This window comes from Phreatobacter sp. (assembly GCF_016793595.1).
Lineage (GTDB): Bacteria > Pseudomonadota > Alphaproteobacteria > Rhizobiales > Phreatobacteraceae > Phreatobacter.
In genome coordinates, this window is sequence record NZ_JAEULY010000004.1 from 351,756 (window position 1) to 378,004 (window position 26,249).

Annotated in this window: 25 protein-coding genes; 10 read left to right on the forward strand and 15 right to left on the reverse strand. The window is 68.5% G+C overall.

What is annotated here, in order from left to right:
• The first annotated feature begins 3 nt into the window (after positions 1 to 3).
• Both JNK84_RS05765 and JNK84_RS05770 read left to right on the forward strand, forming a co-directional pair.
• Positions 4 to 1,170: a lytic transglycosylase domain-containing protein gene (locus tag JNK84_RS05765; RefSeq protein WP_293421472.1), complete on the forward strand. Its 1,167-nt coding sequence runs from the start codon at positions 4 to 6 to the stop codon at positions 1,168 to 1,170.
• A 70-nt stretch (positions 1,171 to 1,240) separates the two neighbouring features.
• Entirely contained in the window at positions 1,241 to 2,371 is a 1,131-nt protein-coding gene (locus JNK84_RS05770; protein ID WP_293421474.1) for a M20/M25/M40 family metallo-hydrolase, read from the forward strand.
• Positions 2,372 to 2,377: 6 nt separating this feature from the next.
• Here JNK84_RS05770 and JNK84_RS05775 read toward each other — a convergent pair whose 3' ends face one another.
• Positions 2,378 to 2,815, reverse strand: coding sequence for a hypothetical protein (locus JNK84_RS05775; protein ID WP_293421476.1), 438 nt, complete (start codon positions 2,813 to 2,815; stop codon positions 2,378 to 2,380).
• Positions 2,816 to 2,931: 116 nt separating this feature from the next.
• On the opposite strand from JNK84_RS05775, the gene JNK84_RS05780 reads away from it, so the two are divergent.
• Both JNK84_RS05780 and JNK84_RS05785 read left to right on the forward strand, forming a co-directional pair.
• Positions 2,932 to 3,354, forward strand: coding sequence for a carboxymuconolactone decarboxylase family protein (locus tag JNK84_RS05780; protein ID WP_293421478.1), 423 nt, complete (start codon positions 2,932 to 2,934; stop codon positions 3,352 to 3,354).
• Positions 3,355 to 3,488: 134 nt separating this feature from the next.
• Positions 3,489 to 5,078 carry a Do family serine endopeptidase gene (locus tag JNK84_RS05785; RefSeq protein WP_293421480.1) on the forward strand — a complete coding sequence of 530 codons (1,590 nt, stop codon included), beginning with the start codon at positions 3,489 to 3,491 and terminating at the stop codon, positions 5,076 to 5,078.
• Positions 5,079 to 5,187: 109 nt separating this feature from the next.
• Here the strand turns inward: JNK84_RS05785 and serB are convergent, their stop codons facing one another.
• On the reverse strand, positions 5,188 to 6,090 hold the full coding sequence (gene serB / locus JNK84_RS05790; RefSeq protein WP_293421482.1) for a phosphoserine phosphatase SerB: 903 nt from the start codon (positions 6,088 to 6,090) through the stop codon (positions 5,188 to 5,190).
• On the opposite strand from serB, the gene miaA reads away from it, so the two are divergent.
• A complete protein-coding gene (gene miaA, locus JNK84_RS05795) occupies positions 6,055 to 7,023 on the forward strand; it encodes a tRNA (adenosine(37)-N6)-dimethylallyltransferase MiaA (protein WP_441343204.1) in 969 nt (322 codons plus the stop codon). The genes serB and miaA overlap by 36 nt on opposite strands.
• Here the strand turns inward: miaA and JNK84_RS05800 are convergent.
• From JNK84_RS05800 to JNK84_RS05820, 5 genes are all read right to left on the reverse strand, one after another.
• Positions 7,014 to 8,561 carry a sensor domain-containing diguanylate cyclase gene (locus tag JNK84_RS05800; protein WP_293421486.1) on the reverse strand — a complete coding sequence of 516 codons (1,548 nt, stop codon included), beginning with the start codon at positions 8,559 to 8,561 and terminating at the stop codon, positions 7,014 to 7,016. The genes miaA and JNK84_RS05800 overlap by 10 nt on opposite strands.
• 99 nt (positions 8,562 to 8,660) lie before the next feature.
• Positions 8,661 to 9,188, reverse strand: a complete 528-nt coding sequence (locus JNK84_RS05805) for a hypothetical protein (RefSeq protein WP_293421488.1) — start codon at positions 9,186 to 9,188, stop codon at positions 8,661 to 8,663.
• 1 nt (position 9,189) lies between these two features.
• On the reverse strand, positions 9,190 to 9,987 hold the full coding sequence (locus JNK84_RS05810) for an inositol monophosphatase family protein (RefSeq protein WP_293421489.1): 798 nt from the start codon (positions 9,985 to 9,987) through the stop codon (positions 9,190 to 9,192).
• An 82-nt stretch (positions 9,988 to 10,069) separates the two neighbouring features.
• Positions 10,070 to 11,035, reverse strand: coding sequence for a tetratricopeptide repeat protein (locus tag JNK84_RS05815; RefSeq protein ID WP_293421491.1), 966 nt, complete (start codon positions 11,033 to 11,035; stop codon positions 10,070 to 10,072).
• The gene (locus JNK84_RS05820; protein ID WP_293421493.1) at positions 11,032 to 11,700 is read right to left on the reverse strand and encodes a thiamine phosphate synthase; all 669 of its coding nucleotides are present in this window, start codon (positions 11,698 to 11,700) and stop codon (positions 11,032 to 11,034) included. The genes JNK84_RS05815 and JNK84_RS05820 overlap by 4 nt, the downstream gene beginning before the upstream one ends.
• 189 nt (positions 11,701 to 11,889) lie before the next feature.
• Here JNK84_RS05820 and JNK84_RS05825 point away from each other — a divergent pair, with 189 nt between their 5' ends.
• A complete protein-coding gene (locus JNK84_RS05825; protein WP_293421495.1) occupies positions 11,890 to 13,803 on the forward strand; it encodes a hypothetical protein in 1,914 nt (637 codons plus the stop codon).
• A gap of 79 nt (positions 13,804 to 13,882) precedes the next feature.
• On the opposite strand, the gene fba is transcribed toward JNK84_RS05825, so the two are convergent.
• The 7 genes from fba to JNK84_RS05860 form a co-directional block, all read right to left on the reverse strand.
• Complete coding sequence (gene fba, locus JNK84_RS05830; protein ID WP_293421497.1) at positions 13,883 to 14,950, reverse strand: class II fructose-bisphosphate aldolase; 1,068 nt, start codon at positions 14,948 to 14,950, stop codon at positions 13,883 to 13,885.
• Between the two features lie 92 nt (positions 14,951 to 15,042).
• Entirely contained in the window at positions 15,043 to 15,627 is a 585-nt protein-coding gene (locus JNK84_RS05835; protein WP_293421499.1) for a hypothetical protein, read from the reverse strand.
• A gap of 46 nt (positions 15,628 to 15,673) precedes the next feature.
• Positions 15,674 to 16,864: a phosphoglycerate kinase gene (locus tag JNK84_RS05840; RefSeq protein WP_293421501.1), complete on the reverse strand. Its 1,191-nt coding sequence runs from the start codon at positions 16,862 to 16,864 to the stop codon at positions 15,674 to 15,676.
• A 59-nt stretch (positions 16,865 to 16,923) separates the two neighbouring features.
• Entirely contained in the window at positions 16,924 to 17,934 is a 1,011-nt protein-coding gene (gap, locus tag JNK84_RS05845) for a type I glyceraldehyde-3-phosphate dehydrogenase (protein WP_293421503.1), read from the reverse strand.
• A 139-nt stretch (positions 17,935 to 18,073) separates the two neighbouring features.
• Positions 18,074 to 20,071: a transketolase gene (gene tkt / locus JNK84_RS05850; protein ID WP_441343205.1), complete on the reverse strand. Its 1,998-nt coding sequence runs from the start codon at positions 20,069 to 20,071 to the stop codon at positions 18,074 to 18,076.
• A gap of 171 nt (positions 20,072 to 20,242) precedes the next feature.
• On the reverse strand, positions 20,243 to 21,244 hold the full coding sequence (locus tag JNK84_RS05855) for a tripartite tricarboxylate transporter substrate binding protein (protein ID WP_441343206.1): 1,002 nt from the start codon (positions 21,242 to 21,244) through the stop codon (positions 20,243 to 20,245).
• A gap of 46 nt (positions 21,245 to 21,290) precedes the next feature.
• Positions 21,291 to 22,169, reverse strand: coding sequence for a fumarylacetoacetate hydrolase family protein (locus tag JNK84_RS05860; protein ID WP_293421505.1), 879 nt, complete (start codon positions 22,167 to 22,169; stop codon positions 21,291 to 21,293).
• Between the two features lie 213 nt (positions 22,170 to 22,382).
• On the opposite strand from JNK84_RS05860, the gene JNK84_RS05865 reads away from it, so the two are divergent.
• The 4 genes from JNK84_RS05865 (at position 22,383) to rpsA (ending at position 25,515) form a co-directional block, all read left to right on the forward strand.
• Positions 22,383 to 22,673, forward strand: a complete 291-nt coding sequence (locus JNK84_RS05865; RefSeq protein ID WP_293421507.1) for a DUF4164 family protein — start codon at positions 22,383 to 22,385, stop codon at positions 22,671 to 22,673.
• 5 nt (positions 22,674 to 22,678) lie between these two features.
• A complete protein-coding gene (locus JNK84_RS05870; RefSeq protein WP_293421509.1) occupies positions 22,679 to 23,053 on the forward strand; it encodes a cell division protein ZapA in 375 nt (124 codons plus the stop codon).
• 76 nt (positions 23,054 to 23,129) lie between these two features.
• Entirely contained in the window at positions 23,130 to 23,447 is a 318-nt protein-coding gene (locus tag JNK84_RS05875) for a hypothetical protein (protein ID WP_293421511.1), read from the forward strand.
• Positions 23,448 to 23,655: 208 nt separating this feature from the next.
• Positions 23,656 to 25,515, forward strand: a complete 1,860-nt coding sequence (rpsA, locus tag JNK84_RS05880) for a 30S ribosomal protein S1 (protein WP_293423494.1) — start codon at positions 23,656 to 23,658, stop codon at positions 25,513 to 25,515.
• Between the two features lie 200 nt (positions 25,516 to 25,715).
• On the opposite strand, the gene JNK84_RS05885 is transcribed toward rpsA, so the two are convergent.
• Positions 25,716 to 26,201 (reverse strand): transglycosylase SLT domain-containing protein, encoded by a 486-nt coding sequence (locus JNK84_RS05885; protein WP_293421513.1) that lies wholly within the window; start codon positions 26,199 to 26,201, stop codon positions 25,716 to 25,718.
• Between the last annotated feature and the right edge of the window lie 48 nt (positions 26,202 to 26,249).

Here is a 26,249-nt window from a genome sequence, read left to right on the forward strand (position 1 = left end):
GGCATGCGGACCCGCCTGTTGCCTGCGTTCCTGTCCTGCGTTTCCGTGCTGCTGGCCGCCCCGCCAGCCGAGGCACAGCTCGACCTGCGGCCACCCGGCGCAAGCCAGCCCACCGCCAGCCGCCCGGCGGCGCGCCCGGCCCGCACCGCGACGCGCGCGCCGCGCACCGCTCCGATTCCCGAGCCGCGCCCGGCGGAGGCCGGCGAGGGCGCGGAAGCGCCCGGTCCCGAGCTCGCCACCGCGCCACCCGCAGCGGAGCCCGCCCGACCCGGCCCCGCACCCGCGCCTTCGGCTCCTGCTCCGGCGCCTGCCGCCGCAGCGCCCCCCGCACCGGCGGCTCCCCCCGCCGCATCCGCTGCTCCGAGCCGGATCGACGAGGCGTTCCGCTCGGCGGAGGCAGCGGCAGGACGGGCGCCCGCCATGCCGGAATCGCATCCGGCCATCATCAATGCGCCGATTCCGGCGGGACGACCGGGTGTGCCCGTTCCGCCGCCAGCCGCAGCGGCCCCGCCCCCGGTCCAGGCCGAAGCGGCACTCGCGACCGCCGATCCGCCGCAGATCGAGGCGCCCTTCGCGGAGGCGCCGCCACGCCGGTTCGAGGGGCGCGCCTTCTCCGACAAGCGCTTTCCCGTCGGCCGCGCCGCCCATCTGCCGACCATCCGCGCGCAGGCGGCGGCAGCCCGCGTCCCCGTCGATCTCGCGGATGCCGTGGCGACCGTCGAGAGCGCCTACGATCCGCATGCGGTCGGCCTCGTCGACGAGATCGGCCTGATGCAGGTGCGCCCCGCCATCGCCCGCCAGCTCGGCTTCGAGGGCACGATCCAGGACCTGTTCGAGCCGGAGACCAATATCCGCCTCGGGATGATCTATCTCGCCGGGGCATGGGAGCGCTCCGGCGGCAATCTCTGTCAGGCGCTGATGAAATACCGCGCCGGCTGGGACGAGACGCAGATGAGCGCGCTGTCGCTGGAATATTGCCGGCGTGCGGTCGTGCATCTCACCGCCATCGGCTCGCCGCTGGCGCGCGGCGTCACGGTACCGACCGGGGCTGCCACACCGCCGCCCGGTCAGCGCTCGACCAGCCAGTTCAACTGGCAGGACCATGAAAGCCGCATGCGCCAGATCGACAACCGTTTCGGCGGCCAGAACTTCGGCATCATAGCTCGGTAGCAGCAGCGTCCATAGACGCGGCGGCGGCGACCGCCCTAGGCTCCCCGCACATCTTGCAAGGAGCCTTCGCATGCCCGTCACCACCGATGTCGATCAGGTCATCGCCGACATCACCCGCTGGGCCTCGATCGAGAGCCCGACCTACGATGCCGCGGCGGTCAACCGCATGATGGACGAGGGCGCCAAGGACCTCGACGCCATGGGCTTTCGCATCGACCGGATCGCCGGCACGCAGGGTTTTGGCGATATCGTCATCGGCCGGCTGGACGGCGCGGAACAGGGCCCCGGCCTGCTGATCCTCGCCCATGTCGACACCGTCCACGCCGTCGGCACGCTGGCCGGCCCGCTGCCGATCCGGCGCGAGGGCGACAGGCTGTACGGGCCGGGTGTCACCGACATGAAGGGCGGCACGGTGCTGGCGCTGCACGTGCTCGCCAAGATCATCAAGGCCAAGGGCGGCAAGCTGCGCCGCGACGTCACCGTCATCCTGATCCCCGACGAGGAGGTCGGCTCGCCCTCCTCGCGCGCCACCATCGAGGCAGAGGCCGCCAAGGCCGCCCATGTGCTGGTGCCCGAGCCGGGCCGCGAGCATTTCGTCACCTCCGGCCGCCATGCGGTGGTGCGCTATCACATCCACGTCCACGGCCGGCCCTCGCATGCCGGCGCGGCGATCAGCCGTGGCGTCAGCGCGATCCGCGCCATGGCCCGGCTGATCGAGACCATCGAGGACTGGTCGGACTACGAGCGCGGCCAGACCTTCGCTGTCGGGCGGGTCAATGCCGGCACCTGGGTCAATGTCGTGCCGGTCATCTGCTCGGCCGAGGTGCTCTGCGTCGCCGCGACGCCGGAGGATCTCGCCGACATCGACGTCAGGCTGAAGACGCTGCGCGCGCCCTTCCCCAATACGCGCATCACCATCGAGCCCGGACCGGTGCGGCCCCTGTTCGTTGCCGGAGCCGGCACGATGGAACTCTACGCCAAGGCCAAGGCGATCGCCGACAAGCATGGCTTCCCCATCGACCATTTCCAGTCTGGCGGCGGCTCGGATGGCAATTTCACCGGCGCCATGGGCGTCGCGACGCTCGACGGCCTCGGGGTCTGGGGCGGCGGCATCCACACCAAGGAAGAGTATTGCGACATCCGCTCGATCACGCCGCGCGGCACGATCCTCGCGGGGCTGATCGAGGATATCGCCGCCTGAGAAGGCTCAGTCGCCGTCGATCAGGCGGATGCGGCTCACCGTCAGGCAGCCGCCCTGCCTGACGATGCCGATCTCCTTCAGGTAGAGGTTGTTGTGCAGGATGCCGGAGGGGCCGAACCGACAGACCGCACCCGAACAGGCTATCCCGTCCAGCACCTGACGGCCGCGTGGCTCCTGCCGGCCTGCTACCCGGTCGAGGCGGGCGTCGAGGCCGCCGAGCCGGACGGTCAGGCGATCCGTCCGGTCGTTCAGGGAATGCTGGATGATGAGGCTTACCGGCCGATCCGGCAGGCGGGCAGCAAGGCCCGCCATGGACCGGGCGGTGAAAGCGGCCGCAACGTCGCGCCCCAACTGCTCCAGGCTGCCGGCGTGACATCGCGGCTGGGCGACAGCGGGAGCGGACAGGAGGAGCAGAACCGGCGCGGCGGCGCGGATGGACAGCATGGCGATCCGGCAAGTGTCAGAAGGCGTCGACCCCGTCGTGACCCTAGACAGACGGGACGCTTCCGCCAAGATCGGGCCGATACCAAAGCCGCAGGACATCCAGACCGGAGCAACCCATGTCGACCATGCCCGTCCTTTCCGACGAGGAGCTTTCGCCGGAGGCCGCCGCGGTCTTCGCCGACATCCGCGCGACCCGGAAGACCGATTTCGTCAACAATTTCTGGCGTGTTCTGGCGCACGATCCCGTCGCGCTGAAGCGGACCTGGGAGAGCGTCCGGCAGGTGATGGCGCCCGGCGCGCTCGACCCGCTGACCAAGGAGCTCCTCTATGTCGCCGCCTCGGTGGCGAACAATTGCGAATATTGCATCCGCTCGCACACGGCCGCGGCGCGCGCCAAGGGCATGACCGACGCGCAGTTCATGGAGCTCGTCGCGGTTGTCGGCATGGCGTCGGAAACCAACCGGATCGCCACCGCGCTGCAAGTGCCGGTGGACGCCGCATTCCGGCCGGCAACCGACACGCCGTTCAATCAGGTGTGAACTGCAAGGGCGGCGGAAGATCGGCCCGGCCGCAGGCGGCGGTCGCCAATCCGCCCCATTTCGTGGTTGACTAGAGGCCGACGAAATCCTGCGGAAACACGGCAGGACCACCTTCCCGCCGAACGGGGTATGCGATGAAACGAACAGGCTCGACGACTTCAACCGGCACCGCCTTGCTGGGCTCGCGCATTGGCGGCGGACTGGCCGCGACGGCGCTGGTCTTCGCTCTCGGCGCGGGGCTCGGCACCATGCCGCCGGTCGTGAAACCGGCGCAGGCGCGGCAGGCCATCGACCTCTCGGACCTCGCCGAGCGAGTCATCGACGCCGTCGTCAACATCTCGACCTCGACGCGCGTCGACACCGCAGCCGGCCCGCGCCCCGGAGCGCCCGGCGGACGCGGCGTGCCTCCCGGCGGCCAGGGGCAGCGCCCCGGCCCCGGCGCGCCCTTCGACGAGCTGTTCGAGGAGTTCTTCCGCCGTCGCGGTGAAAACCCGCCCGGCGGTCCGGGCGGACCGCCCGGCCAGCAGCAGCCGCAGCGCCGCCAGTCCTCGCTCGGCTCCGGCTTCGTGATCGACGCCACCGGCATCATCATCACCAACAATCACGTGATCGACGGCGCCGACGAGATCACCGCGATCTTCAACGACGGAACGCGCCTGCGCGCGGAGGTCGTCGGCCGCGACCGCGACATCGACATCGCCGTGCTGCGCGTGCAGCCGACGCGGCCGCTGCGGGCGGTGAATCTCGCCGATTCCGACAAGATCCGCATTGGCGAGCCGGTCATGGCCATCGGCAACCCGCTCGGTCTCGGCGGCACGGTGACCGCCGGCATCGTCTCGGCGAAGAACCGCGACATCCAGTCCGGCCCCTTCGACAACTACATCCAGACGGACGCCGCCATCAATCGCGGCAATTCCGGCGGCCCGCTGTTCAACATGGCCGGCGACGTGATCGGCATCAACACGGCGATCTTCTCGCAGTCCGGCGGCAATATCGGCATCGCCTTCGCGGTGCCGGCCAACACCGCGCGACCGGTCATCGCGCAGCTGCGCGAATTCGGCGAGACGCGGCGCGGCTGGCTGGGCGTGCGCATTCAGGAGGTGACCGACGAGATCGCCGAAAGCCTGCGCCTCGGTTCGCGCCGTGGCGCGCTCATCGCCGGCGTCGAGCAGAACGGCCCGGCCGGGCCGGCCGGCATGCGCACGGGCGACGTCATCGTCTCGTTTGACGGCCGCGACGTGCGCAATTCCCGCGAACTGCCCCGCATCGTGTCGGAGACCGCGGTCGGCAAGGCCGTGCCGGTCATCGTCATGCGCGAGGGCCGCGAGGAGACCCTGACTGTCACGCTCGGCCGCCGCGAGGGCAACATCCAGCAGGCCTCCACCGGCCAGCAGCCGCAGCAGCGCGCGCCGCAGCGGGCCCCGACCGTCTCGGCGCTGGGTCTCCAGCTCTCGGGCCTGACCGCCGAGACGCGCCAGCGCTTCCGCCTGCGCGACGACGTGCGCGGCGTGGTCGTCACCGAGGTCGATCCGAACTCGCGGGCGGCGGAGCGGCGCATCCAGGCCGGCGACGTCATCCTCGAAGTGCAGAACGAGGCGGTGAACGCACCCGCCGACGTGACGCGCCGGATCGAGGCGCTGCGCGCGGAGGGCCGCAATTCAGCGCTGTTCCTCGTCGCCAATGCCGAAGGCGACCGCCGCTTCGTGGCGCTGAACCTGAGGTAACGTCGAGCATGATCCCGAGAAGCGGGAACCGGCTTTCGGGATCATGCGTCATCGAGGCTCAAGGGCGGGCGCTCCGATTGGATCGGAACCGCCGCCTGGGCAGCCCCGGTTATTCCGCGAAGTCGGCGCGCGCATACCCCTGAGCGAAGAGCAGCGCCGAGAGATCGGCGTGCTCGATGCGGGCGGCTGCGGCTTCCGCGACCTTCGGCTTGGCTTGGAAGGCGACGCCGAGGCCGGCCTCGCCCAGCATGGCGAGATCGTTAGCCCCATCGCCCACCGCGAGCGTCTCGACGATCTGGAGCGAGAACTTCTCGCGCAGCTCGACCAGCGTGTCGCGCTTGGCCTCGCGCCCGAGGATCGGCTCGCGGACCAGGCCGGAGAACTGGCCGCCTTCCGTCTCCAGCAGGTTGGCGCGGTCCTCGTGAAAGCCGATCATCGCGCCGATACGGGCGGTGAACAGCGTGAAGCCCCCGGAGACCAGCGCGGTATAGGCACCATTGGCGCGCATGGTGCGCACGAGTTCGCGGCCGCCCCCGGTCAGCGTGATGCGCCGCTCGATGACATCGTCGACGACGCTGGCGGGCAGGCCCTTCAGCAGGGCGACCCGCTCGCGCAGCGCCGGTTCGAAAGCGATCTCGCCGCGCATGGCTCGCTCGGTGATCGCCGAGACATGCTCCTTGAGGCCGACGAGATCGGCCAGTTCGTCGATGCATTCCTGGCCGATCATGGTGGAATCCATGTCGGCGAGGAACAGTCGCTTCCGGCGCGTCGCCGCCTCCTGGACAATGACATCGACGGGCGCGCCGCCGAGCCCGGCGCGGACAGCATCGGCGATGGCGCGGTTGTCCGCTGGACCGGAGGGTGCGAAAGGGATGTCGGCGGCAATGCCGGGATCGAGCGTCACAGCCTCGCCCGGCAGGGGCAGCCGGGCCGCTGCCGCCGCGAGAACGTCGGCTGAGACCGCGCCGCGGTCCGGATGGGAGACAAGGGTCGCGACGTGGCTGAAGGACATGGTGCGCTGGATCGCTCGGGGCCGAGGGCCGTCCTCATCGCAGGTCCGACCGCCAGCGGCAAGTCGGCGCTCGCGCTGGAACTCGCCGAGCGCTTTCGCGGCGTGGTGATCAACGCCGATTCCATGCAGGTCTATCGCGACCTCGCGATCATCACCGCGCGCCCCGCGCCCGACGAGGCGGCGCGCGCAGACCACCGTCTCTACGGGACCGTGGATGCGGCGGAGAACTTCTCGGTCGGCCGCTGGCTGGCAGCGGCCACGGGGGAACTGGCCTCGGCCCGCGAGACCGGCCACCTGCCGATCGTGATCGGCGGCACGGGGCTCTATTTCAAGGCATTGACGCAGGGCCTGTCGGACATTCCGTCGGTACCGCCCGACGTCAGGGCGAGAATTCGCGCGCTCGGCGAGACGCTCACCCCGGCCGAGCTGCATGCGCGGCTCGCGGCCGTCGATCCCGAGACGGCGGCGGGCCTCCGGCCCAGCGACCCGCAGCGGCTGCTGCGCGCGCTGGAGGTGCTGGAGGCAACGGGCCATCCTCTCGCTTACTGGCAGCGGGCGGGCCGCTCGACGCCAATCCTCGATCCGGCGGATTGCGCGGCGGTGTTCCTGTCCGTGGACCGGCCATGGCTGCGCCAGCGCATCGATGCGCGGTTCGACGCGATGATGGCTTCGGGCGCGATGGAGGAAGTGGCCCGGCTCGCGGCACGCAATCTCGACCCAGCCCTTCCAGCGATGCGGGCGCACGGCGTTCCCGGTCTCATTGCGCACCTGCGCGGCGAGATATCGCGGGATGACGCGGTCGCGCGGGGCAAGAAGGACACGAAGGCCTATGCCAAGCGGCAGGAAACCTTTTTCCGCCACCAGCTGCCGGGTTTCGTTTCGCTCACGCCGGACGAGGCGCGCGGCCGGCTGACAGCGCTGCTTCAGCCCTGACCCAACGAGGATTTGCGGCGCGGCGCCGAATTCTGCCGGGTTCTCGGCCGGAAGGCCGGCACCTCGGCGGGCGCAATGGAGGTATCGCCCGGCAGGCGCACAACCAGCAGTTCGCCATCGCCTTCATCGACGCAGACGACATTTCGGCCCGAGGCCTTGGCGCGATAGAGCGCCGTATCCGCGCGCGACAACAAGCGGTCGAGCGACTCGCGTCCGTCCCAGGCGGCCACGCCGAAGGAGGCGCTGAACCGGATCGCGCCGTCCTCGAACGGTACCTCCTGATCAGCCGCCAGCGCGCGCATCCGCTCGGCGACCGCCGCAGCGGCCGTCAGCCCCGTATGCGGCAGGACGGCGACGAATTCCTCACCGCCGAGCCGACCGAACAGATCCACTTCCTCGCGCAGACCGTGGGTCATCAGATCGACCGCGGCCTTCAGCACCGCGTCGCCGCCGGCATGGCCGTACCGATCGTTGATACGCTTGAAATGGTCGAGATCGACGGCGAAAAGCGAAACCGGATGGCCATAGCGCTCGGCAAGCGCGATGCCGCGCTGGAGCCCGTCGGTGATCGCCCGGCGGTTGAGCGCGCCGGTCAGGGGGTCGCGGGTCGCAAGGCGGCTCAGCTCTTCCTCCAGCTCCTGCCGGCGTGCGATCTCCGCCTTCAGCGCCTCGTTGGCGGCGGCATGTTCGAGCTGGATGAGCCGCGCGGCATCCTCGGCGAGCTTGCGCGTGGTGATGTCGGCATAGGTCGCCAGCACGCCGTCGCCGAGAGGCGCGACCGCGATCTCGTACCAGCGTTCGCTGCCGTCGTCCGCCGGATAGTCCGCCACGAACTCGACGGGCTCACGCGTCTCGACGACCCTGACATAGCGATCCCAGGCGCTCTCATCCCTGAGCCTCGGGAAGACCGTGCGCATGGAGCCCGACAGCATGTCCTCGACCGGACGACCGACGAGCCGGCCCGCGCGGCGGTTCGCGGCGATGATCTGGCCATCAATGGCCGCGCCATCCGTGCCGCGAACGAGGCGCATCGCGACGATGCCGTCCAGCGACGCATCGAGAATGGTGGTCAACAGGTCGTCGCGCAGCTCGCGCGGCTTGCAATAGACGACGACGATGGTCGATCCGTCGGCATCGCGGCAGGGCAGGATCAACCGCTCCCAGATATGGACGTTCACCGCATAGGCGCCGCGATGAAGCGTCAGGATCGGAATGCCCTCCCCCACGGCCCGCGCGTTGATGTCACGGAAGAAATCGCCAACCTCGCCCTTGAACTCGCTGGTCTGGTGGCCGGTCATGTCCATGCCGACATTGGCCACGATGGCGCTGCCGTAATGGGCATAGACGTAGTCTTCGCCGTCCAGCGGCACCATGACGATGAGATCGTCGGCATCGGGCCCGAGGCTGATCGGATCGAACGGGGCAAAGGGAGCGAAACCGTGCTCGTCGACGAGCAAACGCCACTGCGCGAGCAAACGCCGGATGGCCGGCGCGTGGCAGCGCTCCTCGATCCCCGATTCGTAAATCTCACGGTACATGCCAGACCTGTCCTAACGTCAATCTGGCATCGGCCACTTAAGACCGCGTAAAGCCGGCTTCCGGAAAGCGGGCAAAATCGACGCGGCCAGGAGCGGTGGTCAGGCGGTCGCGAAACTGGGAATATCGAGCGGTCGGCGGTCGCGGTCGGCCATGGCGGCGAGGTCATTGGCGAGCAGCAGATCGAAGGTCTGGTTGTCGCGGACCACCAACTGCCGGCCCCGGTCCGTCACGAACAGGGCAAAACCCGCGCCGAGCTGCATTTGGAGGAAACCGACCAGCGCCGAGGCCTTCCAGAGCAGCGGCCGCCGGGGGTCAACGAACAGGAAGATGACCTTCTCGACGGGGTCGCGGTGGAAATAGGCGCCGCAGTCGAGCGGATGGGGGATGCGGTTGCGCTCGGGCGCGTCCGCCAGACGCGCGGCGAGATAGGCGCAGACATAGGCCGTGCAGGCGGATGGCCGTTCCGGCCTGCCGAAAATGGCGCAGCCGCCGTTCTCGATGTGCCGGCAGGCGTGATAGGCGGGCTTGTCGAGGGCCTGGATCTCGGGAAGCGAGCAGCAATAGGTGCAGGTGCGGCAATGGGAGATGCGTTCGCCAGCCTCCCGTCGCCGCTTGGCCTGCCCCATCTCAGCCCCGCTGGCCTTCCTTGACCGACTGCAGCAGCGCCTTCTGGATCGGCTCGTTGCCGGCGCAGATGTCGCCGTTCAGCAACATGTTGTCGTGGCCGTCGCAATCGGTCACGAAACCACCGGCCTCGCGGATGAGCACGATCCCCGCCGCCACGTCCCAGGGCTTCACGCCGCGCTCCCAGAAGCCGTCGAACCGGCCGGCGGCGACATAGGCGAGATCGAGCGCACAGGCGCCCATGCGCCGGATGCCGCCAAAGCGCGACTGCACGACCTTCAATTCGTTGCGGTACTGGACGTGGTCGCCACGGCCGATATGCGGGGTGCCGCAACCGACGACGCTATCCTCGGGCTTGCGCCGGGCCGAGACGCGCAGGCGGCGGTCGTTGAGGAAGGCGCCGGTGCCGCGCTCGGCGACATAGAGCTCGTCAATGGCGGGATTGTAGACGACGCCGGCGACCAGTACGCCGTTGCGCTCCAGCGCGATCGACACGGCGAATTGCGGGATGCCGTGGAGGAAATTCGTCGTGCCGTCGAGCGGATCGACGATCCAGGTATGGGTTTCGTCGGTACCCTCGACCTTGCCGCCCTCTTCGCCGATGAAGCTGTAGCCTGGGCGCGCCTTGAGCAGTTCGGTCTTGACGATCTGCTCGGCCTTGCGGTCGGCGGCCGAGACGAAATCGCCCGGCCCCTTCACGGACACCTGCAGGTTCTCGACCTCGCCGAAGTCGCGCTTGAGGCTGCGCCCGGCCTTGAGGGCGGCGCCGACCATGACGTTGAGCAGTGCGGAGCGGAGCATTGCGATCCTTCGCGGGTCGTTAAGGGGCGGTCATGCCCGCCGGGGCCTCTGTGGTCAAGCCGCCCCGCTGGGGGCAGGCCAACTATCTCACCCAGTTGCGTGCGCCCTGCTCGGCCGCCTCGCGCTGCACCGGGTCCATGGTCTTCACGTAATCTTCCAGCCAGGCGTCCCGCGCGCCGAGATATTCGGCCGTCAGGTACCATTGGGCGGCCATGACGGCGTTCGGCGCGATACCGCGTCCGGCGGCGAGCAGCCGGGCGAGGCGGTTCATGGCGAGCGGGTTGCCGCGCAAGGCGGCCTTGCGAAACAGCCGGGCGGCGGCGGCTTCATCCTTCGCCACACCCTGCCCGTTGAACAGCATGACCGCGTAATCGATCTGCGCCTCCATCAGGTCCTGCGCGGCGGCCCGGCCCAGATAGGTCGCCGCCTGGGGCAGGTCTGCCGGAATGCCATTGCCGTCCTTCAGCATGGTGCCATAGGCGTACTGGGCGTCGGCGCTGCCGAGATCGGCCGCCATCCTGAACCAGCGGGCCGCGCCCTGCGGGTCGCGCTCGCCGCCATGGCCGCCAAGCGCGAGCAGGCCGAGATTGTAGGCCGCCGCGACATGGCCGAGGCCGGCGGCGCGCTCGAAATAGGGCCTGGCCTGCGCGGGATCGCGGGCAAGCCCCGCGCGTCCCTCGATATGCATCATGCCGATGGCGAAAATGGCGTTGCGATCGCCCTTGTCGGCTGCGAGCCGATACCAGCCGAGCGCACGCTGCTCGTTCTGCGGCACGCCGATCCCGGCGGAGTGAAGCTCGCCGAGCAGCGTCATCGATATCGGATCGGCCGCCGTCTCGACCCGCTCCGTCGCCTCGCGGAAAGCGGTCAGGTAATGGCCGCGCTGATAGGCCGCATAGGCGGATTCCACGCTCGGCGGCTCGCCGCGCGCCGCCGGGGCAGGCTGTGCCGGCGCGGGCCGGGGCGCCGGGCGGTTCTGCGCCGAAGCGGCGGAACTGGCCAGCGCCAACAGGCAGGCGGCAACGAGAACGCGCGGCGCGGTGTTCATGGCCGGCGGGCTCCGGCAATCGCCGCGAGCGCCTCCGCGACGCCCGCCTGCGGCCCGACGGCATGGTTCCAGACCGGATCGGCCAGCGCGACGAAATCGGCCGAAACGGCCGCCAGCGCCGCCGCGCCCGCGATGTCGGGAGCGAAACCGATCACGGGCACCTCGAACAGTTCGGCCCACCAGCCGACCCGCTCGACGACGGCATGGATCGGCGGCAGCAGGCCGTTCTTCTCGGCATGGCGCGATACCATCGGCTCACCGAACATCACGTAATCCGCGCCCTTCTCACCGGCGGCCATGGCGTCGTCGCGCGATTTCAACCCGGAGACGCCGACCATCCGCTGTGGCGCGAGGCTTGCGACCGCATCGGCGAGGCGCTGCATGTCGAAGGCGAGATGGCATCCGTCGGCGCCACCCCGCGCCACGACCGCGGGGGACGCCTCGACGATCAGCGCCGTGCCATGCTTCTGCACCACGGGCGCCAGCGTCTTGACGGCATTGACCAGCGTCCGTTCGTCGGCCGCGGCGAAGCGGGCGATGACGGCGGCGACGGGCCCGCCGGACAGGGCGGCGTCCAGAGCGCCGGCAAAGGCGTCGGCCGCCTCGATCGGCGGCGTGACGAGGACAAGCTGGGTTTGCGGCTGCGAGGGCTCGGCGTTACGCATGGCTGCGCACATGGGGCTCGAAAGCGGCAAAAAAGCGGAGGGACGGAACGTTCATCCTCGGTATCGACATCGTTTGGAAACATCTCGGCTGGAGTTTCGCATCCATGCGGGCACCGGGTCGGGAAATCAACCGACGCCGTCGCGCCTGCCTGCCGCTATCCTTGCCCGACCAACGTCAGGATCACCACGATGCGACCTTCCGCGAGCCTGTTTCTTTCGGCTGCCTTCGTTCTCGTCACCGGCTCGGTGGCGCTTGCCGGCCCAGCCGACGACCTGTCGCGCGCCGCCGTATCCGGCCTCGGGGGCCTGCAGATCGCCGGCGCCGCAGTGGGCGAGGCCCGCGACGAGGGATCGAACGTCGTCCTGTCGAACGTCACCTTCTCGTCGGCCGGCGCGCGTGCCGTCGGCGTCAAGATCACCCGCGCGACCGTGACTGGCGGCGTCGGCTCGACCGACGCGCTGTCCAACTCCCGGATCGTGCTGGAAGGCGTCGAGGGCACCGGCTCGGACGGCCAGTCCTATCGCATCGACCGCGCCGAGATTGCCGGCGCGCAGGGCTCCTTCGCCGCGATTCTCGGCAGCCTCGCGACCCGTGAACCGTTCTTCCAGGGCGCGAGCGAGGCCTCCGTCACCGGTTTCTCGGCCCAGTCCATCGACATTCCCGCCATGACCCTGCAACGCCGGCGCGACGCGCGCATGGAGCAGGCCGCCTATCGCAACGTCCGGCTGAACAGCTACCGGCAGGGCAAGATCGCGGAAATGACGATTGCCGGCGTGACCACGACACCGGCGGAGGGCCAGGGCTCGCGCGTCGAGATCGGGGCCAGCCGCTTTGTCGGCTTCGACGCCTCGGCCGGCACGCGCGCCGGCAATACGACGACGGTCGCGCTTGAAAGCGGCACGATCGACCAGATCCGCGGCACCAGCGCCCAGAACGCGCCGTTCAGCATCGACCGCGTCTCCTTCGGCAAGGTGTCGATGCGGCCCGGCGAGCGCTCGCTGGTCGCGTTGACCCAGACCATGCAGGAGATCGACCCGGCGGGTGCAACGGAAGAATCGCGCCGTCGCAGCATGGGCGTCGTCGCCGAACTGTTCTCGCGGCTCGACATCGACAATGTCGAGATGACCGGCTTCAAGGGCCAGTCGAACCAGAACCAGCCGGTCGTGCTCTCCCGCTTCGCCATTCGCGGCGTCTCGCAGGGGCGCATCGCCTCCATCGATTTCGCCGGACTGTCGGCGGCCGACCGCAGCGGCCAGACGACCACCATCGGCAAGTTCACCATCGAGACGATCGACGCCACCGGCCTGATCGCCCTCGCCAAGGACTTCTCGGAGGGCGCCTACTCGGCCGGCAAGCCGGTGCCGCCCAGCGCCTATCCCGACATCCGCCGCCTGCTGATGGAGGACATCGCCATCAAGACCAGCGCCGGGCAGGCGCTCGGCAGCGTCCAGCGCTTCCTGGTCGAGGCCGGGCCGCGCATCGGCCTCGTGCCCACGCGCCTGCGGGCGCAGCTCGAAGGCTTCACCGCGCCGATCAACGATGCCCGCCAGCGTGCCCAGCTCGCGCCGCTCGGCCTGACCGACAAGATCAATCTCGGGGCCGAGCTCGACATCGAATACGACGACGCGTCCCGCGAACTGCGCGTCCGCAACGTCAAGGTCGATGTCGACGATGTCGGCTCGCTAAACCTCGTCATGACCATTGGCGGGCTCGATCGCGCCCAGATCGAGGCTCTGCCGGGCAGCGCCGCCGTTCTCGGCCTCTCCGCCAAGGCCGGCCGCCTGACGCTGACCTTCAGCGAGGACGGCGGCGTCGCGTCATTCGTCAGCCATGTCGCCGGCCAGACCGGCCTCAGCGAGGACGACTTCAAGGAACAGATCAAGCAGCAGGCCGGCATGATGGTCGGCCAGTTCATCCAGGATCGCGCGCTCGCCGAGCGCATCACCGAGGCCTTCGGCGAGTTCCTCGACGATCCCTCCTCGCTCGCGATCACCCTGACGCCGAAGGGCGACATCCCGCTGGCGGCGCTGGCGATCGCGATGCGGGGCTCGCCCTTCGCGGTGATCCCGATGTTCAACATCGAGGTGAAGGCCAACGAGTGAGCGGCCGGCATCGTCCGCCCAATGCAAAACGGGGAGGCTCGCGCCTCCCCGTTTCCTTTCGTGCGGACCCGTGCGCCGATCAGGCGATCTTCGGGTCGAGTTCGCCCTTGGCGTAGCGCTTGGCCATGTCGGCGAGCGTCACGACGCGCTTGATCTTCGAGGCCTGCCCAGCGGTGTTGAACTCCTGAAGGCGCTGCTTGCAGAGGGCGGTCATCGCCTCCATGGCCGGCTTCAGGTACTTGCGCGGGTCGAACTCGCCGGGGCTCTCCGACAGGATCTTGCGGATCTGGCCGGTCATGGCCATGCGGTTGTCGGTGTCGATGTTGATCTTGCGGACGCCGTGCTTGATGCCGCGCTGGATTTCCTCGACCGGCACGCCCCAGGTCGGCTTCATCTGGCCGCCGAACTTGTTGATGATGTCCTGCAGCTCCTGCGGCACCGACGACGAACCGTGCATGACCAGGTGGGTGTTCGGCAGCTTCTGGTGAATTTCCTCGATGACGTTCATCGCGAGGACCTTGCCGTCAGGCTTGCGCGTGAACTTGTAGGCGCCGTGCGAGGTGCCCATGGCGATGGCGAGCGCGTCGACCTTGGTCTCCTTGACGAACTTCACGGCCTCGTCCGGGTTGGTCAGCAGCTGGTCGTGCGAGAGCTGGCCCTCGGCGCCGTGGCCGTCCTCGGCCTCGCCCATGCCGCTCTCGAGGCTGCCCAGCACGCCGAGCTCGCCCTCGACCGAGATGCCGCCGAGATGGGACATCTCGGTGACCTTCTTCGTCACGCCGACATTGTAGTCCCAGTCGCCGGGGGTCTTGCCGTCGGCCTTGAGCGAACCGTCCATCATGACCGAGGTGAAGCCGGCCTGGATGGCGGTCATGCAGGTGGCCGGCTCGTTGCCATGGTCGAGGTGCACGCAGACCGGGATGTGCGGATAGATCTCGGTGACGGCGTCCATCATGTGCTTGAGCATGATGTCGTTGGCGTAGGAGCGCGCGCCGCGCGAGGCCTGAATGATCACCGGCGCGTCGACCGCATCGGCTGCGGTCATGATCGCCAGCGCCTGCTCCATATTGTTGATGTTGAAGGCCGGCACGCCGTAGTCGTTCTCGGCGGCATGGTCGAGGAGCTGGCGGAGGGTGATGCGGGCCATTGGCGGTTATCCGTCCTGTCGTTGGTGGTATTGCGACCCTCTAGCGCAAGGTCGCGGCCAAAAAAAGCCGTCCATTCGCCGCGCAGGACCGCTCAGCGCGGGCGCGGGACAGGTACGGGCGCCGTCAGCGGCGGCGTGGGCGCCTGGCGCGCGGCGAGGAGTTCGGCGAGCCGGTCCATCACCATGCGCTGGACGGTCTCGTTGGTCGCCAGCATGGCGTGGTTCACCATGAAGGCGCCGGACTGCCAGGCGTCGATGTTCTCGGCGCCGATGATCTGCGGAAAGCCGGGCGTGTGGATGTTGATGCAGCGCGTCGCCGGACAGGCTCCCGAGCCGAAGGCGGCGTCGATGGTGATGACCAGCGGCGCGGGCTTGCCCGCCGCGATCCGCTCGGCCGCATAGCGCAGCGCCGTCGAGCCGCCCATGGAATGGCCGATGATGACGTCGGGCTCGACGCCGGCCGTGCGGCTCATCAGATGGTTGTCGACAACGACCCGATAGCCCAGACGCTCGACATTGGCGGCAAGTACGGAGACGCCGATGTAGTTCTGCTGGACGTAGATGAAGAGGCCGTCGAGCAGCAGGGCGGTCGGCTTCGGCCCCTGCGCGCCGGCCGCCCCCGCCCCGGCGCAGAAGGCGAGAACGGCAGCGGCGATGCGGATGAGGCGCTGTCCCATATGTCCGCTCAGGCGCGTTTCCCTCAGCTTCAGGCGAGCATGCGGTTCAGGCCTTGAGGACCTCGACGCCCGGCAGCGGCTTGCCTTCGAGCCATTCGAGGAAGGCGCCGCCGGCGGTCGAGACATAGGTGAAGTCGTCCGCAACCTTGGCAGCATTCAGCGCCGCCACGGTGTCGCCGCCGCCGGCGACGGAGAGCAGCTTGCCGTCTCTTGTGCGCTTGGCGGCATGGCGGGCGGCCTCGACCGTGCCCTTGTCGAAGGGATGGAGTTCGAAAGCACCGAGCGGGCCGTTCCAGACGAGGGTCGCGGCATCGTCAATGGCGCCGTGGATGCGCTCGATCGACTGCGGGCCGACATCGAGGATCATCGCGTCGGAGGGAATGGCGTCGAGCCCGTAGGCGAAGGCCGGCGCATTGTTCTCGAAGTGATAGGCGACGGTGGCGTCCACCGGCAGGATGATGGCGCATTTGGCCTTGTCGGCCTTGGCCATGATGCGGCGGGCGGTCTCGGCGAGGTCCTTCTCGGCCAGCGACTTGCCGATCTTCACGCCCTGCGCGTGCAGAAAGGTGTTGGCCATGCCGCCACCGATAACGAGGGCGTCGACCTTGGAGACGAGGTTTTCGAGAAGGTCGATCTTGGTCGAGACCTTGGCGCCGCCGACCACGGCGACGACCGGACGTTTCGGCTTGCCCAGCGCCTTTTCCAGCGCCTCCAGCTCGGCCTGCATGGTGCGGCCGGCATAGCCGGGCAGGACGCGGCCGAGGCCCTCGGTGGAGGCATGGGCACGGTGGGAGGCGGAAAAGGCGTCCGCCACCCAGATGTCGCCGTTTTCGGCCAGCGCCCTGACGAAATCGGGATCGTTCTTTTCCTCGCCCTTGTGGAAGCGGGTGTTTTCCAGAACGAGGATTTCGCCCGGCTTGATGGCGTCCACGGCGCGCTTGGCGACCTCACCGATGCAGTCCTCGGCAAAGGCGACATGGCGCTTCAGCACATGGGCGAGCGAGGGCACAACCTGCTTCAGCGACTGCGCAGGGTCGACACCCTTCGGACGGCCGAAATGGGCGAGGATGATGACCTTGCCGCCGCGGCCGGCAATGTCGGTCAATGTCGGCACGATGCGCTCGAGGCGCGTCACGTCGGTGACCTTGCCGTTCTCCATGGGCACGTTGAGGTCGACGCGCACCAGTACGCGTTTGCCCTTCACGTCGGCGTCGTCGAGGGTGCGGAAGGTGGTCATGGCATCATCCGGAAAGGAAAAGGGCCGTCCGCGATGCGGACGGCCCGGACTGCGTCGGGTCAGATCAGCTTCGCCATGGCGACGGCCGTGTCGCTCATGCGGTTCGAGAAGCCCCACTCGTTGTCGTACCAGGTGAGGATACGCACCAGCTTCTCGTCCATGACCTTGGTCTGGTCGAGCGCGAAGATCGACGAATGCGGGTCGTGGTTCATGTCGATCGAGACGTTGGGCTGGTCGGTGTAACCGAGGATGCCCTTCAGCGGGCCGCGCTTGGCGGCCTTCATGATCGCCTCGTTGATCTTCTCGACCGAGGTCCGGCGCTTGGCCATGAACTTGAAGTCCACGACCGAGACGTTCGGCGTCGGCACGCGGATCGAGGTGCCGTCGAGGCGGCCTTTGAGCTCCGGGATGACGAGGCCGATGGCCTTGGCCGCGCCGGTCGAGGTCGGGATCATCGACAGGGCCGCAGCGCGGCCGCGGTAGAGATCCTTGTGCATCGTGTCCAGCGTCGGCTGGTCGCCGGTATAGGCGTGGATCGTGGTCATGAAGCCCTTGTCGATGCCGCAGGCCTTGTGCAGGACCGAGACGACCGGGGCGAGGCAGTTGGTGGTGCAGGAGGCGTTCGAGACGACCGTGTGGTCCTTGGTCAGGGCCTGGTCGTTGACACCATAGACGACGGTGAGGTCCGCGCCGTCGCAGGGGGCCGAGACGAGCACGCGCTTGGCGCCGGCCTTCAGGTGCGCGGCGGCCTTGTCGCGAGTCGTGAAGATGCCCGTGCATTCCATGGCGATGTCGACGTTCAGCGCCTTGTGCGGCAGCTCGGCCGGATCCTTGATCGCCGTCACCTTGATGCGCTTGCCGGCCACCACGATGTGGTCGCCGTCGACCGTCACCGTCGCCGGGAAGCGGCCGTGGACCGAGTCGAAGCGCAGGAGATGCGCGTTCGTCTCCACCGGGCCGAGGTCGTTGATGCCGACCACCTCGATGTCCTTGCGCTTGCCCTCGACGATGGCGCGCAGGACGTTGCGGCCGATACGGCCGAAACCATTGATGAAGACGCGAACGGTCATCGAATTCCTCTCCTTCATGCCGGCCGCATCACCCGTGGCGGCCCTGTTTGGCGGTCGGACGCGATCTGGCGTCCAATCACGTCATTCGCAAGGCGCGGATCGGGTGATCCGCGCCAGAAACGCTTGCCCAAGGCGCGGCTCAGCCGATCCGCGCGAGAACGGCCTCGGCGGTGGCTTCCGCCGTAATGCCGAAATGCTTGTAGAGCTCCTTGTAGGGCGCGGACGCGCCGAAGCCGGTCATGCCGACGAAAATGCCGTCATTGCCGATCACCGCATCCCAGCCCATGCGCACGCCGGCCTCGATGGCGACCTTCACCGGCGCGTCACCGATGACGGTCTCGCGGATCTCGGCGGACTGCTCCAGGAACAGATCGAGCGAAGGCACGGAGACGACGCGGGCGATGATGCCCTTCTCTGCAAGAAGCTTGCGCGCGCCGACGGCGATCTCGACCTCCGAGCCGGTGGCGAACAGCGTCACCTGAGCCTTGCCGCCTTCCGCCTTGAACAGCTCGTAGGCGCCGCCGGCAGAACGGTTCGCCTTCACGTCGGTCCGCAGTTGCGGCAGATTCTGGCGGGTCAGCGCCAGCGTGGTCGGGCCGCCGGTGCGGTTCAGCGCCAGTTCCCAGCACTCAGCGACTTCAACGGCGTCGCACGGACGGAACACCCGCATGTTCGGCATGGCGCGGAGCGCCGCCACATGCTCGACCGGCTGGTGGGTCGGGCCGTCCTCGCCGAGGCCGATGGAATCGTGGGTCATCACATAGACAACGCCGGTGCCCATCAGCGCCGAGAGGCGCATGGCCGGGCGGCAATAGTCGGTGAAGACGAGGAAGGTCGCCCCGTTCGGCGCGAAGCCGCCATGCAGCGCGATGCCGTTCATGGCGGCGGCCATGCCGTGCTCGCGGATGCCGTAGTGGATGTAGCGGCCCTTCGGGTTCTTCGCCGAGAAGGCGACGGCCGACTTCGCCTTGGTGTTGTTGGAGCCGGTGAGATCGGCCGAGCCCGCGAGGAACTCGGGCATGGCCGGCACGATGGCCTCGATGGCGAGCTCGGAGGACTTGCGGGTCGCGATGTTCTGCGGCGTTGCGATCAGCGCCTTCTTGTGGGCGGCGAGGGCTTTCGTGAGCTTCGCCGGCCGCTCATGGGCGAGACGGCGGTTGAACTCGGCCTGCTTCTTCGGCGGCAGGGTGCCGAACAGCGATTCCCAGGTCTTGCGGGCGGCAGCGCCCCGCGCGCCGATCTTGCGCCAGGCGTCGAGCACGTCCGGGGCGACAGCGAAGGGCTCCGGGGCAATGCCGAGCTTCTCCTTGGCGGCCTTCAGCTCGTCCGCGCCGAGCGGCTCGCCATGGGCCTTGGAGGTGCCGGCCTTTTTCGGCGCGCCGTAGCCGATGACGGTCTTGCAGGCGATGAGCGAGGGCTTCGAGGACTTCCGCGCGCGCTCGATGGCGGCGGCGATGGCCTCAGGATCGTGGCCGTCCACCCGCTCGGCGCGCCAGCCGGCAGCCTGGAAGCGCTTCACCTGATCGACCGAGTCTGCGATCGACAGCGGCCCGTCGATGGAGATGTCATTGTCGTCGAACAGCACGATCAGCTTGTTCAGCTTCCAGTGCCCCGCCATGGCGATGGCTTCCTGGCTGACGCCCTCCATGAGGTCGCCATCCGAGGCGATGACATAGGTGTGGTGGTCGACGGCCTTCTTGCCGAACTCGGCGGCGAGCATTTTTTCCGCCAGAGCCATACCAACCGCGGTCGCGATGCCCTGCCCCAGCGGACCAGTGGTCGTCTCGACGCCCTTGGTGATGAAATTCTCGGGGTGGCCGGGGGTTTTCGAGCCGAGCTGGCGGAAGTTCCTGATCTCGTCCAGCGTCATTTCCGGCGCGCCGGTGAGATAGAGCAGCGCATAGACCAGCATGGAGCCGTGACCGGCCGAGAGCACGAAACGGTCGCGGTCCGGCCAGGTCGGGTTGGCCGCGTCGAACTTCATGAAGCGGGAGAACAGCACGGTCGCGATATCGGCGGTGCCCATGGGCATGCCGGGGTGGCCGGACTTCGCCTTTTCCACCGCGTCCATCGCGAGCGAACGGATCGCATTGGCCAGTTTGTCATGCTGGGCGCGGGTCATGGCCTCGGTCGGCATCGGGCACTGCTCCTCAAGGCGCCCGGATATCAGCCGGAACTGGCGCCAATTCGATGGAAAAGACCCCGGTCAGGGTGAAAACAGGGCCGCTCGGCGCGTGTCCTAACAGCGGGCGCTTCCAAGTCAATGGTCCGATGGGCAGGGCGGCGGTGCAGCCGCCCTGCGGCGGGCTCATCCGCCGTCGACACGGCCGATCTTGCGCACGGCCTGAATCAGCCGGCCGGAATCAGCCTGGACGAACTGCATGAACTCCGGCTGGTCGAGATAGGCCGGCGGCGATCCCGCGCGTTCGTAGACGTTGCGCACCTCCGGATCGGCCATCGTCGTCTTCATGGCCTCGCGCAGGCGGGCGATCACGGAAGCCGGCGTGCGCGCGGGCACGAACAGTCCCGCCCAGATGTAGAACTCGACATCGGAGAAGCCGAGCTCCTTGAAGGTCGGCGTATCCGGGAAGCTCGGAACCCGCTCAGCGCCGAAATTGGCGAGGACGCGGATCGATCCGGCATCGACCTGGGGCTTGAGCACGCCGGGCGCGGAGGCCAGCGCCTGGATGTTGCCCGAGATCAGGTCGGTCATGGCCGGGCCGGCGCCGCGATAGGGGATGTGATTCATCCTGAGGCTGGCATTGGTGTTGAACATCTCCATCGAGACGTGGAGCGTGCCGTAGGGACCCGAGGAACCGTAGGGAATCTGCCCCGGCCGCGCCTTGGCGTCGGTGGCAAGCTCGGCGACGGTCTTCCACGGCGCGCGGGCGTTGACCGCGAGCAGGGTCGGATCGGCCAGAACGCGGGCGATCGGGACGAGCTGATCGACCTCGTACTGCGCCTGCCGCCCCATGATCCGATCCGCCTCCGGCAGGACCGCGAGCGACGACAGCGTCATCAGCAGGGTATGGCCGTCGGGATCGGACTTGGCGACGGCGGCATTGCCGAGCGCGCCGCCGGCGCCGCCGCGATTGTCGACGACGACAGGCTTGCCGAGCAGCTTCTCCAGCGACTGGGCGACCGGCCGGGCAGCGAGATCCCCCTGCCCTCCCGGCGGAAACGGCACGACCATCCGGATGTTCTGCGAGGGCCATGCGGGCTGGCCGATGGCGGGCGCGGCAAGGCCCGTCGCGCCGAGACCGGCCGCGCCGGCCATGAACAACCGCCGGTCGAGTTGAACCTTCACCATCGTTTTCCTCCGTTCGATTTTGTCGTTGAGAACGATTCGCGGCGGCTCAGCCCACGGGGTTCTCCAGCCGCCCGATACCGGAAATCTCGATGGCCACGCGGTCGCCGGCCTTCAGGAATTTCGGCGGCGTGAAGCCGATGCCGACGCCGACCGGCGTGCCCGTGGCGATGACATCGCCGGGTTCCAGCGCGATGACCGATGAAATCGTCTCGATGAGGGTCGGGATGTCGAAGATGAGATCGGCGACGACCGCGTCCTGCCGCAATTCGCCGTTGACCCAGGTCCGCAGGTTGAGCTTGCGCACGTCCGGCACCTCGTCGGCGGTCAGGATCGCCGGCCCCATCGGGCAGAACGTGTCGATGCCCTTGCCGAGCAGCCATTGCCGGTGCTTCTGCTGCAGCGTCCGGGCGGTCACGTCATTGACGATGGTGTAGCCGAAGACGTGCGCCGCGGCCTGTGCTCTGGAGATGCCGCGCCCTCCCTTGCCGATGATCACGGCAAGCTCGCCCTCGTAATCGACCGAGGCGGTGGGATCGAGGCTGCCGAGGATGGTTTCGCCCGTCGCGATGACGCTGGACGGCGGCTTGGAGAAGACCACCGGCGCTTCGGGGATGATTTCCTTGGCGGTCGAATCGAATCCCGACGAGGCGAATTCCTTGGCGTGCTCGTGATAGTTCTTGCCGACGCAGAAGACATTGCGCGCGGGTCGCGGGATGGGCGCGAGCAGCTTCACGCCAGCCAGAGGCACGGGCTCGCCGAGATGGGGCTCCATGGCGCCCGCGAGGCCCTGCCATGCGGCGATCAGCGCCAGCATCGAGCCCGCGGCCTCGCCCGCCGAGGCAGCGACCGGCCTGACCGTCATGCCGTCGCGCGAGAGCGCCGCCACCTGCCGGCGTCCGCCCGTCTCGATCGTCACCAAACGCACTTCGCATCTCCTCAATCGATTGCAGGCTGGGTTATAGCACCGCGCCCGCATTCGGCGAGGGGCGCGGGCGCGACGCAGCCACGACCGCAACGTCATCTGCCTCGCCGGCTTCGGGCGTTGACGCTGTTCAAGCCGCTCGCGTAGGTTCCGATCCTGGTTCGGCGGCGTCGTGGCGGCTCCGGCACGGCCACCTTCTAGAACGCGGGATCGATATTGGCATCGTCGGCCGACCCTTCGCGCCTCGAGGCAGCAGCAGCCCGCCTGAAGGCGGCGCTGTCGGCGCTCGAAACGGCGGTCGCCCGCAAGCTGGAGGCCGATCGCGGCAGCGCGGTGACCCAGAAGCAGATCGAAGCCCTGCAGCAGGACCGGGCCCATCTCGCCGAGGAGCTGGACCGGGCGAGTGAACAGGCCCACCAGCTCGAAGCCGTGAATCGCGAGGTCGCGCGCCGCCTCGACCTCACGATGGACGCCATTCGCGGCGTCCTCGCCAATTACGAGACCTGAACCGCATGGCCCATGTATCGGTGACCATCAACGGCCGTCAGTTCCGGATGGCCTGCGACGACGGGCAGGAAGACCACCTCCTGCGCCTCGCAGCCGAGGTCAACGAAAAGGTCGACCAGCTCAAGGGCGCGTTCGGCGAGATCGGCGACACGCGCCTGACCGTCATGGCGGCGATCATGGTGGCGGACGAACTGGCCGACGTGCGCCGCCGCCTCAAGGCCGCCGAGGCCGAGCTCGGCGCGCTGCGCGATGCCCGCGCCCTGCTGGCGGAGCGTGCCACCGAGCGCGAAACCGCGATGGCGGGCGCGCTCGACGATGCCGCGGCCTCGGTCGAGCGCCTGACCGCGCAACTCACCGGCCTGTCGCGAAGCGGCTCCTGATCGACACCGGCTGTTGCGCCGGCCGGTCGTCCTGTCTAAACCGGACTCACCCCCTCGGCCCGGCCTCTCCTCGACCATGACCAGCGACACCAAGAACGGCGAGAACCTGGCAGCCCTTCCCGGATCGGTGCGCCTGCCTGACTCGCTGGACCTCGTCAGCGCGCCACCGGACCAGCGCAAGGAATTGTGGGGCGACATCATCGCCCATCCCGAACCGGGCACCGGCGCGGAGCCGCGCCTCGAGGCGCGCGTGATGATGTATCCGGACAAGTCGCGCTTCTTCGTCTCCTACCCTTCGGGCAAGGAGGAGGTCTGCTCGCCGGCGCAGTTCGTGGCGCTGGTCCTCGAGCTGAAGCGGTCGCGCCGGTTCTCCTTCGTGCGTCATCGCGCCTGAGCGGCTTGTCGCAGCGGCGCTTTTCCTGTATTGGCCCGGCCATCCGACGGATCGACATCTGATCGACCGGTCGGCAGCGTCGGGACGGACATGATCGTCTGTCCGGGACGGGCTCTGGCCCCTCCCGCCTTCGCGTCCACGCCGTGGCCCCCGACGGGCCGCCGCCCTGGACGGGGTCCGCTGCCCGCCCCGACCACGATCCGCCTGAATTCAGAACTCCACGCCGCCTTCCGCCTGGGTTGCGCCCGCGAGCCGTCATCGGCCGCGTCCGGACGCTTCTCCAAGCCCATCGTCCGGCCCATCGGCTGGCGGCGACCATCGAACCCCGGCGCTACAACGGGCAACCAAGGACGAACCACGTATGGCAACCGCCAACAGCATGAACCCCTCGCGCGACGATTTCGCCGCGCTCCTCGCCGAAAGCTTCGGCAAGACCGAGATGAACGAAGGTTCCGTCGTGAAGGGAACCGTGGTCGGGATCGAGAAGGATCTCGCCATCATCGACGTCGGTCTCAAGACCGAGGGCCGCGTCGCCCTGAAGGAATTCACCGGCCCCGGCCGTGAAGGCGAGATCAAGATCGGCGACGTCGTCGAAGTCTACCTCGAGCGCGTCGAGAACGCTCTCGGCGAAGCCGTCATCTCGCGCGACAAGGCCCGCCGCGAAGAAAGCTGGGTCAAGCTCGAGAAGGCGTTCAACGCCAACGAGAAGGTCTCCGGCACGATCTTCAACACCGTCAAGGGCGGCTATACCGTCGATCTCGACGGCGCCGTGGCCTTCCTGCCGCGTTCGCAGGTGGACATTCGTCCGATCCGCGACGTCGGCCCGCTGATGAACTCGCCGCAGCCGTTCCAGATCCTCAAGATGGACCGCCGCCGTGGCAACATCGTCGTCTCGCGCCGCACGGTCCTTGAAGAGACCCGCGCCGAGCAGCGTCACGAGCTGGTCCAGAACCTCGAAGAGGGTCAGATCATCGACGGCGTGGTGAAGAACATCACCGATTACGGCGCCTTCGTGGACCTCGGCGGCATCGACGGCCTGCTGCACGTCACCGACATCGCCTGGCGTCGCGTCAACCACCCGTCCGAGGTGCTGACGATCGGCCAGACCGTGAAGGTCAAGATCGTCAAGATCAACCACGAGACGCACCGCATCTCGCTGGGCATGAAGCAGCTGCTCGACGATCCGTGGCAGGGCATCGAGGCCAAGTACCCGATCAACGCCCGCTTCAAGGGCCGCGTCACCAACATCACCGACTACGGCGCCTTCGTGGAGCTGGAGCCGGGGATCGAGGGCCTCATCCACGTCTCCGAAATGTCGTGGACCAAGAAGAACGTCCACCCCGGCAAGATCGTCTCGACCTCCCAGGAAGTCGAAGTCGCCGTGCTCGAGGTCGACTCCTCCAAGCGCCGCATCTCGCTCGGCCTCAAGCAGACCCTGCAGAATCCGTGGGAAGCGTTCATCGAGCGCCACCCGGTCGGCACGGTCGTCGAGGGCGAGGTCAAGAACAAGACCGAGTTCGGTCTGTTCCTCGGCCTCGAGGGCGACGTGGACGGCATGGTCCACCTCTCCGACCTCGACTGGAACCGTCCGGGCGAGCAGGTCATCGAGGAGTTCAAGAAGGGCGACATCATCCGCGCCCAGGTCCTCGACGTCGACGTGGAGAAAGAGCGCATCTCGCTCGGTCTCAAGCAGGTCGGCTCCGACCCGTTCGCCGATGCCGGTGAGATCCGCAAGGGTCAGATCGTCACCTGCGAAGTGATCGACGCCAAGGAAGGCGGCATCGACGTGAAGCTCGTCGGCACCGACCTGACCGCGTTCATCAAGCGCTCGGAACTCGCCCGCGACCGTGCGGACCAGCGTCCGGAGCGTTTCGCCGCCGGCGAGAAGCTCGACGCCCGCGTCACCATGTTCGACCGCAAGGCGCGCAAGGTGCAGGTCTCGATCAAGGCGCTGGAAATGGCCGAGGAGAAGGAAGCCATGGCCCAGTTCGGCTCGGCCGACTCGGGTGCTTCGCTCGGCGACATCCTCGGCGCGGCCCTCAAGGCCCGCACGACCGACAAGAAGTAAGGCGCGGGGGCCGCGAGGCCCCTCCCGTCCTCACCGAAAACGAACCCCGCGCGGAGCGATCCGCGCGGGGTTTGTCATTTCCGGGGGGCATTTCGGGCGGGTTGCCAGTCCCCATGCTGTGCAGGACCGGACGCCCAAACGAAACGGCCGCCCCGATGGGCGGCCGCTCTGGTCTGACGTTCCGACTGATTGGCCGGGGATTAGAGGCTCGCCATCGCGAGCACGACGCGGGTCGAATAGGCCGTGCGGGTGCAGGACGAGGCAAGGCCCCGATTGTGGAGCGCCGCCGCACCGGCATCGTTGCCGCAGCGGCGATAGGCGGCGGCGAGATGGCGCATGCCCCATTCGAGACCTGCACCGCAGGAATTCAGCTCCGAGGTCGGGCCGCTATAGCCGAGACCGCGCGCCGTTGCCGGCTTGATCTGTAGCGGGCCGAGTTCGCCCGCGCGGCCGCGCGCCTGGCAGCGCAGGCCGCTCTCGATCCGCGCGACCGCGATGGCAAAGCGGGCCGGCACGCCGTGACGGGCCGCGACGGCCGCAACCTGCTGCGCGACCGGCGAGCCCCCGGAAATCCCCGGGGCGGCGGCGATGCGGCGCACCATCTGGGCCGGCTGGGCGGCGGGCGCCGCCGCCGCATTCATCGCGGCCCACGACAGGTTGGAAGGATCTTCGGAAGCGAGGGCCAAAGTGGGCGCCGATGCAGCCAAAGTAAGGCCGGCCGCAACCGCCCAGCG

Bases quoted from the DNA above. Each gene is read 5' to 3' on its own strand.
- JNK84_RS05765 (WP_293421472.1), top strand. From the start codon at position 4: ATGCGGACCCGCCTGTTGCCTGCGTTCCTGTCCTGCGTTTCCGTGCTG.
- JNK84_RS05770 (WP_293421474.1), top strand. From the start codon at position 1,241: ATGCCCGTCACCACCGATGTCGATCAGGTCATCGCCGACATCACCCGC.
- JNK84_RS05775 (WP_293421476.1), bottom strand. From the start codon at position 2,815: ATGCTGTCCATCCGCGCCGCCGCGCCGGTTCTGCTCCTCCTGTCCGCT.
- JNK84_RS05780 (WP_293421478.1), top strand. From the start codon at position 2,932: ATGTCGACCATGCCCGTCCTTTCCGACGAGGAGCTTTCGCCGGAGGCC.
- JNK84_RS05785 (WP_293421480.1), top strand. From the start codon at position 3,489: ATGAAACGAACAGGCTCGACGACTTCAACCGGCACCGCCTTGCTGGGC.
- miaA (WP_441343204.1), top strand. From the start codon at position 6,055: ATGGGAGACAAGGGTCGCGACGTGGCTGAAGGACATGGTGCGCTGGAT.
- serB (WP_293421482.1), bottom strand. From the start codon at position 6,090: ATGTCCTTCAGCCACGTCGCGACCCTTGTCTCCCATCCGGACCGCGGC.
- JNK84_RS05800 (WP_293421486.1), bottom strand. From the start codon at position 8,561: ATGTACCGTGAGATTTACGAATCGGGGATCGAGGAGCGCTGCCACGCG.
- JNK84_RS05805 (WP_293421488.1), bottom strand. From the start codon at position 9,188: ATGGGGCAGGCCAAGCGGCGACGGGAGGCTGGCGAACGCATCTCCCAT.
- JNK84_RS05810 (WP_293421489.1), bottom strand. From the start codon at position 9,987: ATGCTCCGCTCCGCACTGCTCAACGTCATGGTCGGCGCCGCCCTCAAG.
- JNK84_RS05815 (WP_293421491.1), bottom strand. From the start codon at position 11,035: ATGAACACCGCGCCGCGCGTTCTCGTTGCCGCCTGCCTGTTGGCGCTG.
- JNK84_RS05820 (WP_293421493.1), bottom strand. From the start codon at position 11,700: ATGCGTAACGCCGAGCCCTCGCAGCCGCAAACCCAGCTTGTCCTCGTC.
- JNK84_RS05825 (WP_293421495.1), top strand. From the start codon at position 11,890: ATGCGACCTTCCGCGAGCCTGTTTCTTTCGGCTGCCTTCGTTCTCGTC.
- fba (WP_293421497.1), bottom strand. From the start codon at position 14,950: ATGGCCCGCATCACCCTCCGCCAGCTCCTCGACCATGCCGCCGAGAAC.
- JNK84_RS05835 (WP_293421499.1), bottom strand. From the start codon at position 15,627: ATGGGACAGCGCCTCATCCGCATCGCCGCTGCCGTTCTCGCCTTCTGC.
- JNK84_RS05840 (WP_293421501.1), bottom strand. From the start codon at position 16,864: ATGACCACCTTCCGCACCCTCGACGACGCCGACGTGAAGGGCAAACGC.
- gap (WP_293421503.1), bottom strand. From the start codon at position 17,934: ATGACCGTTCGCGTCTTCATCAATGGTTTCGGCCGTATCGGCCGCAAC.
- tkt (WP_441343205.1), bottom strand. From the start codon at position 20,071: ATGCCGACCGAGGCCATGACCCGCGCCCAGCATGACAAACTGGCCAAT.
- JNK84_RS05855 (WP_441343206.1), bottom strand. From the start codon at position 21,244: ATGGTGAAGGTTCAACTCGACCGGCGGTTGTTCATGGCCGGCGCGGCC.
- JNK84_RS05870 (WP_293421509.1), top strand. From the start codon at position 22,679: ATGGCCCATGTATCGGTGACCATCAACGGCCGTCAGTTCCGGATGGCC.
- JNK84_RS05875 (WP_293421511.1), top strand. From the start codon at position 23,130: ATGACCAGCGACACCAAGAACGGCGAGAACCTGGCAGCCCTTCCCGGA.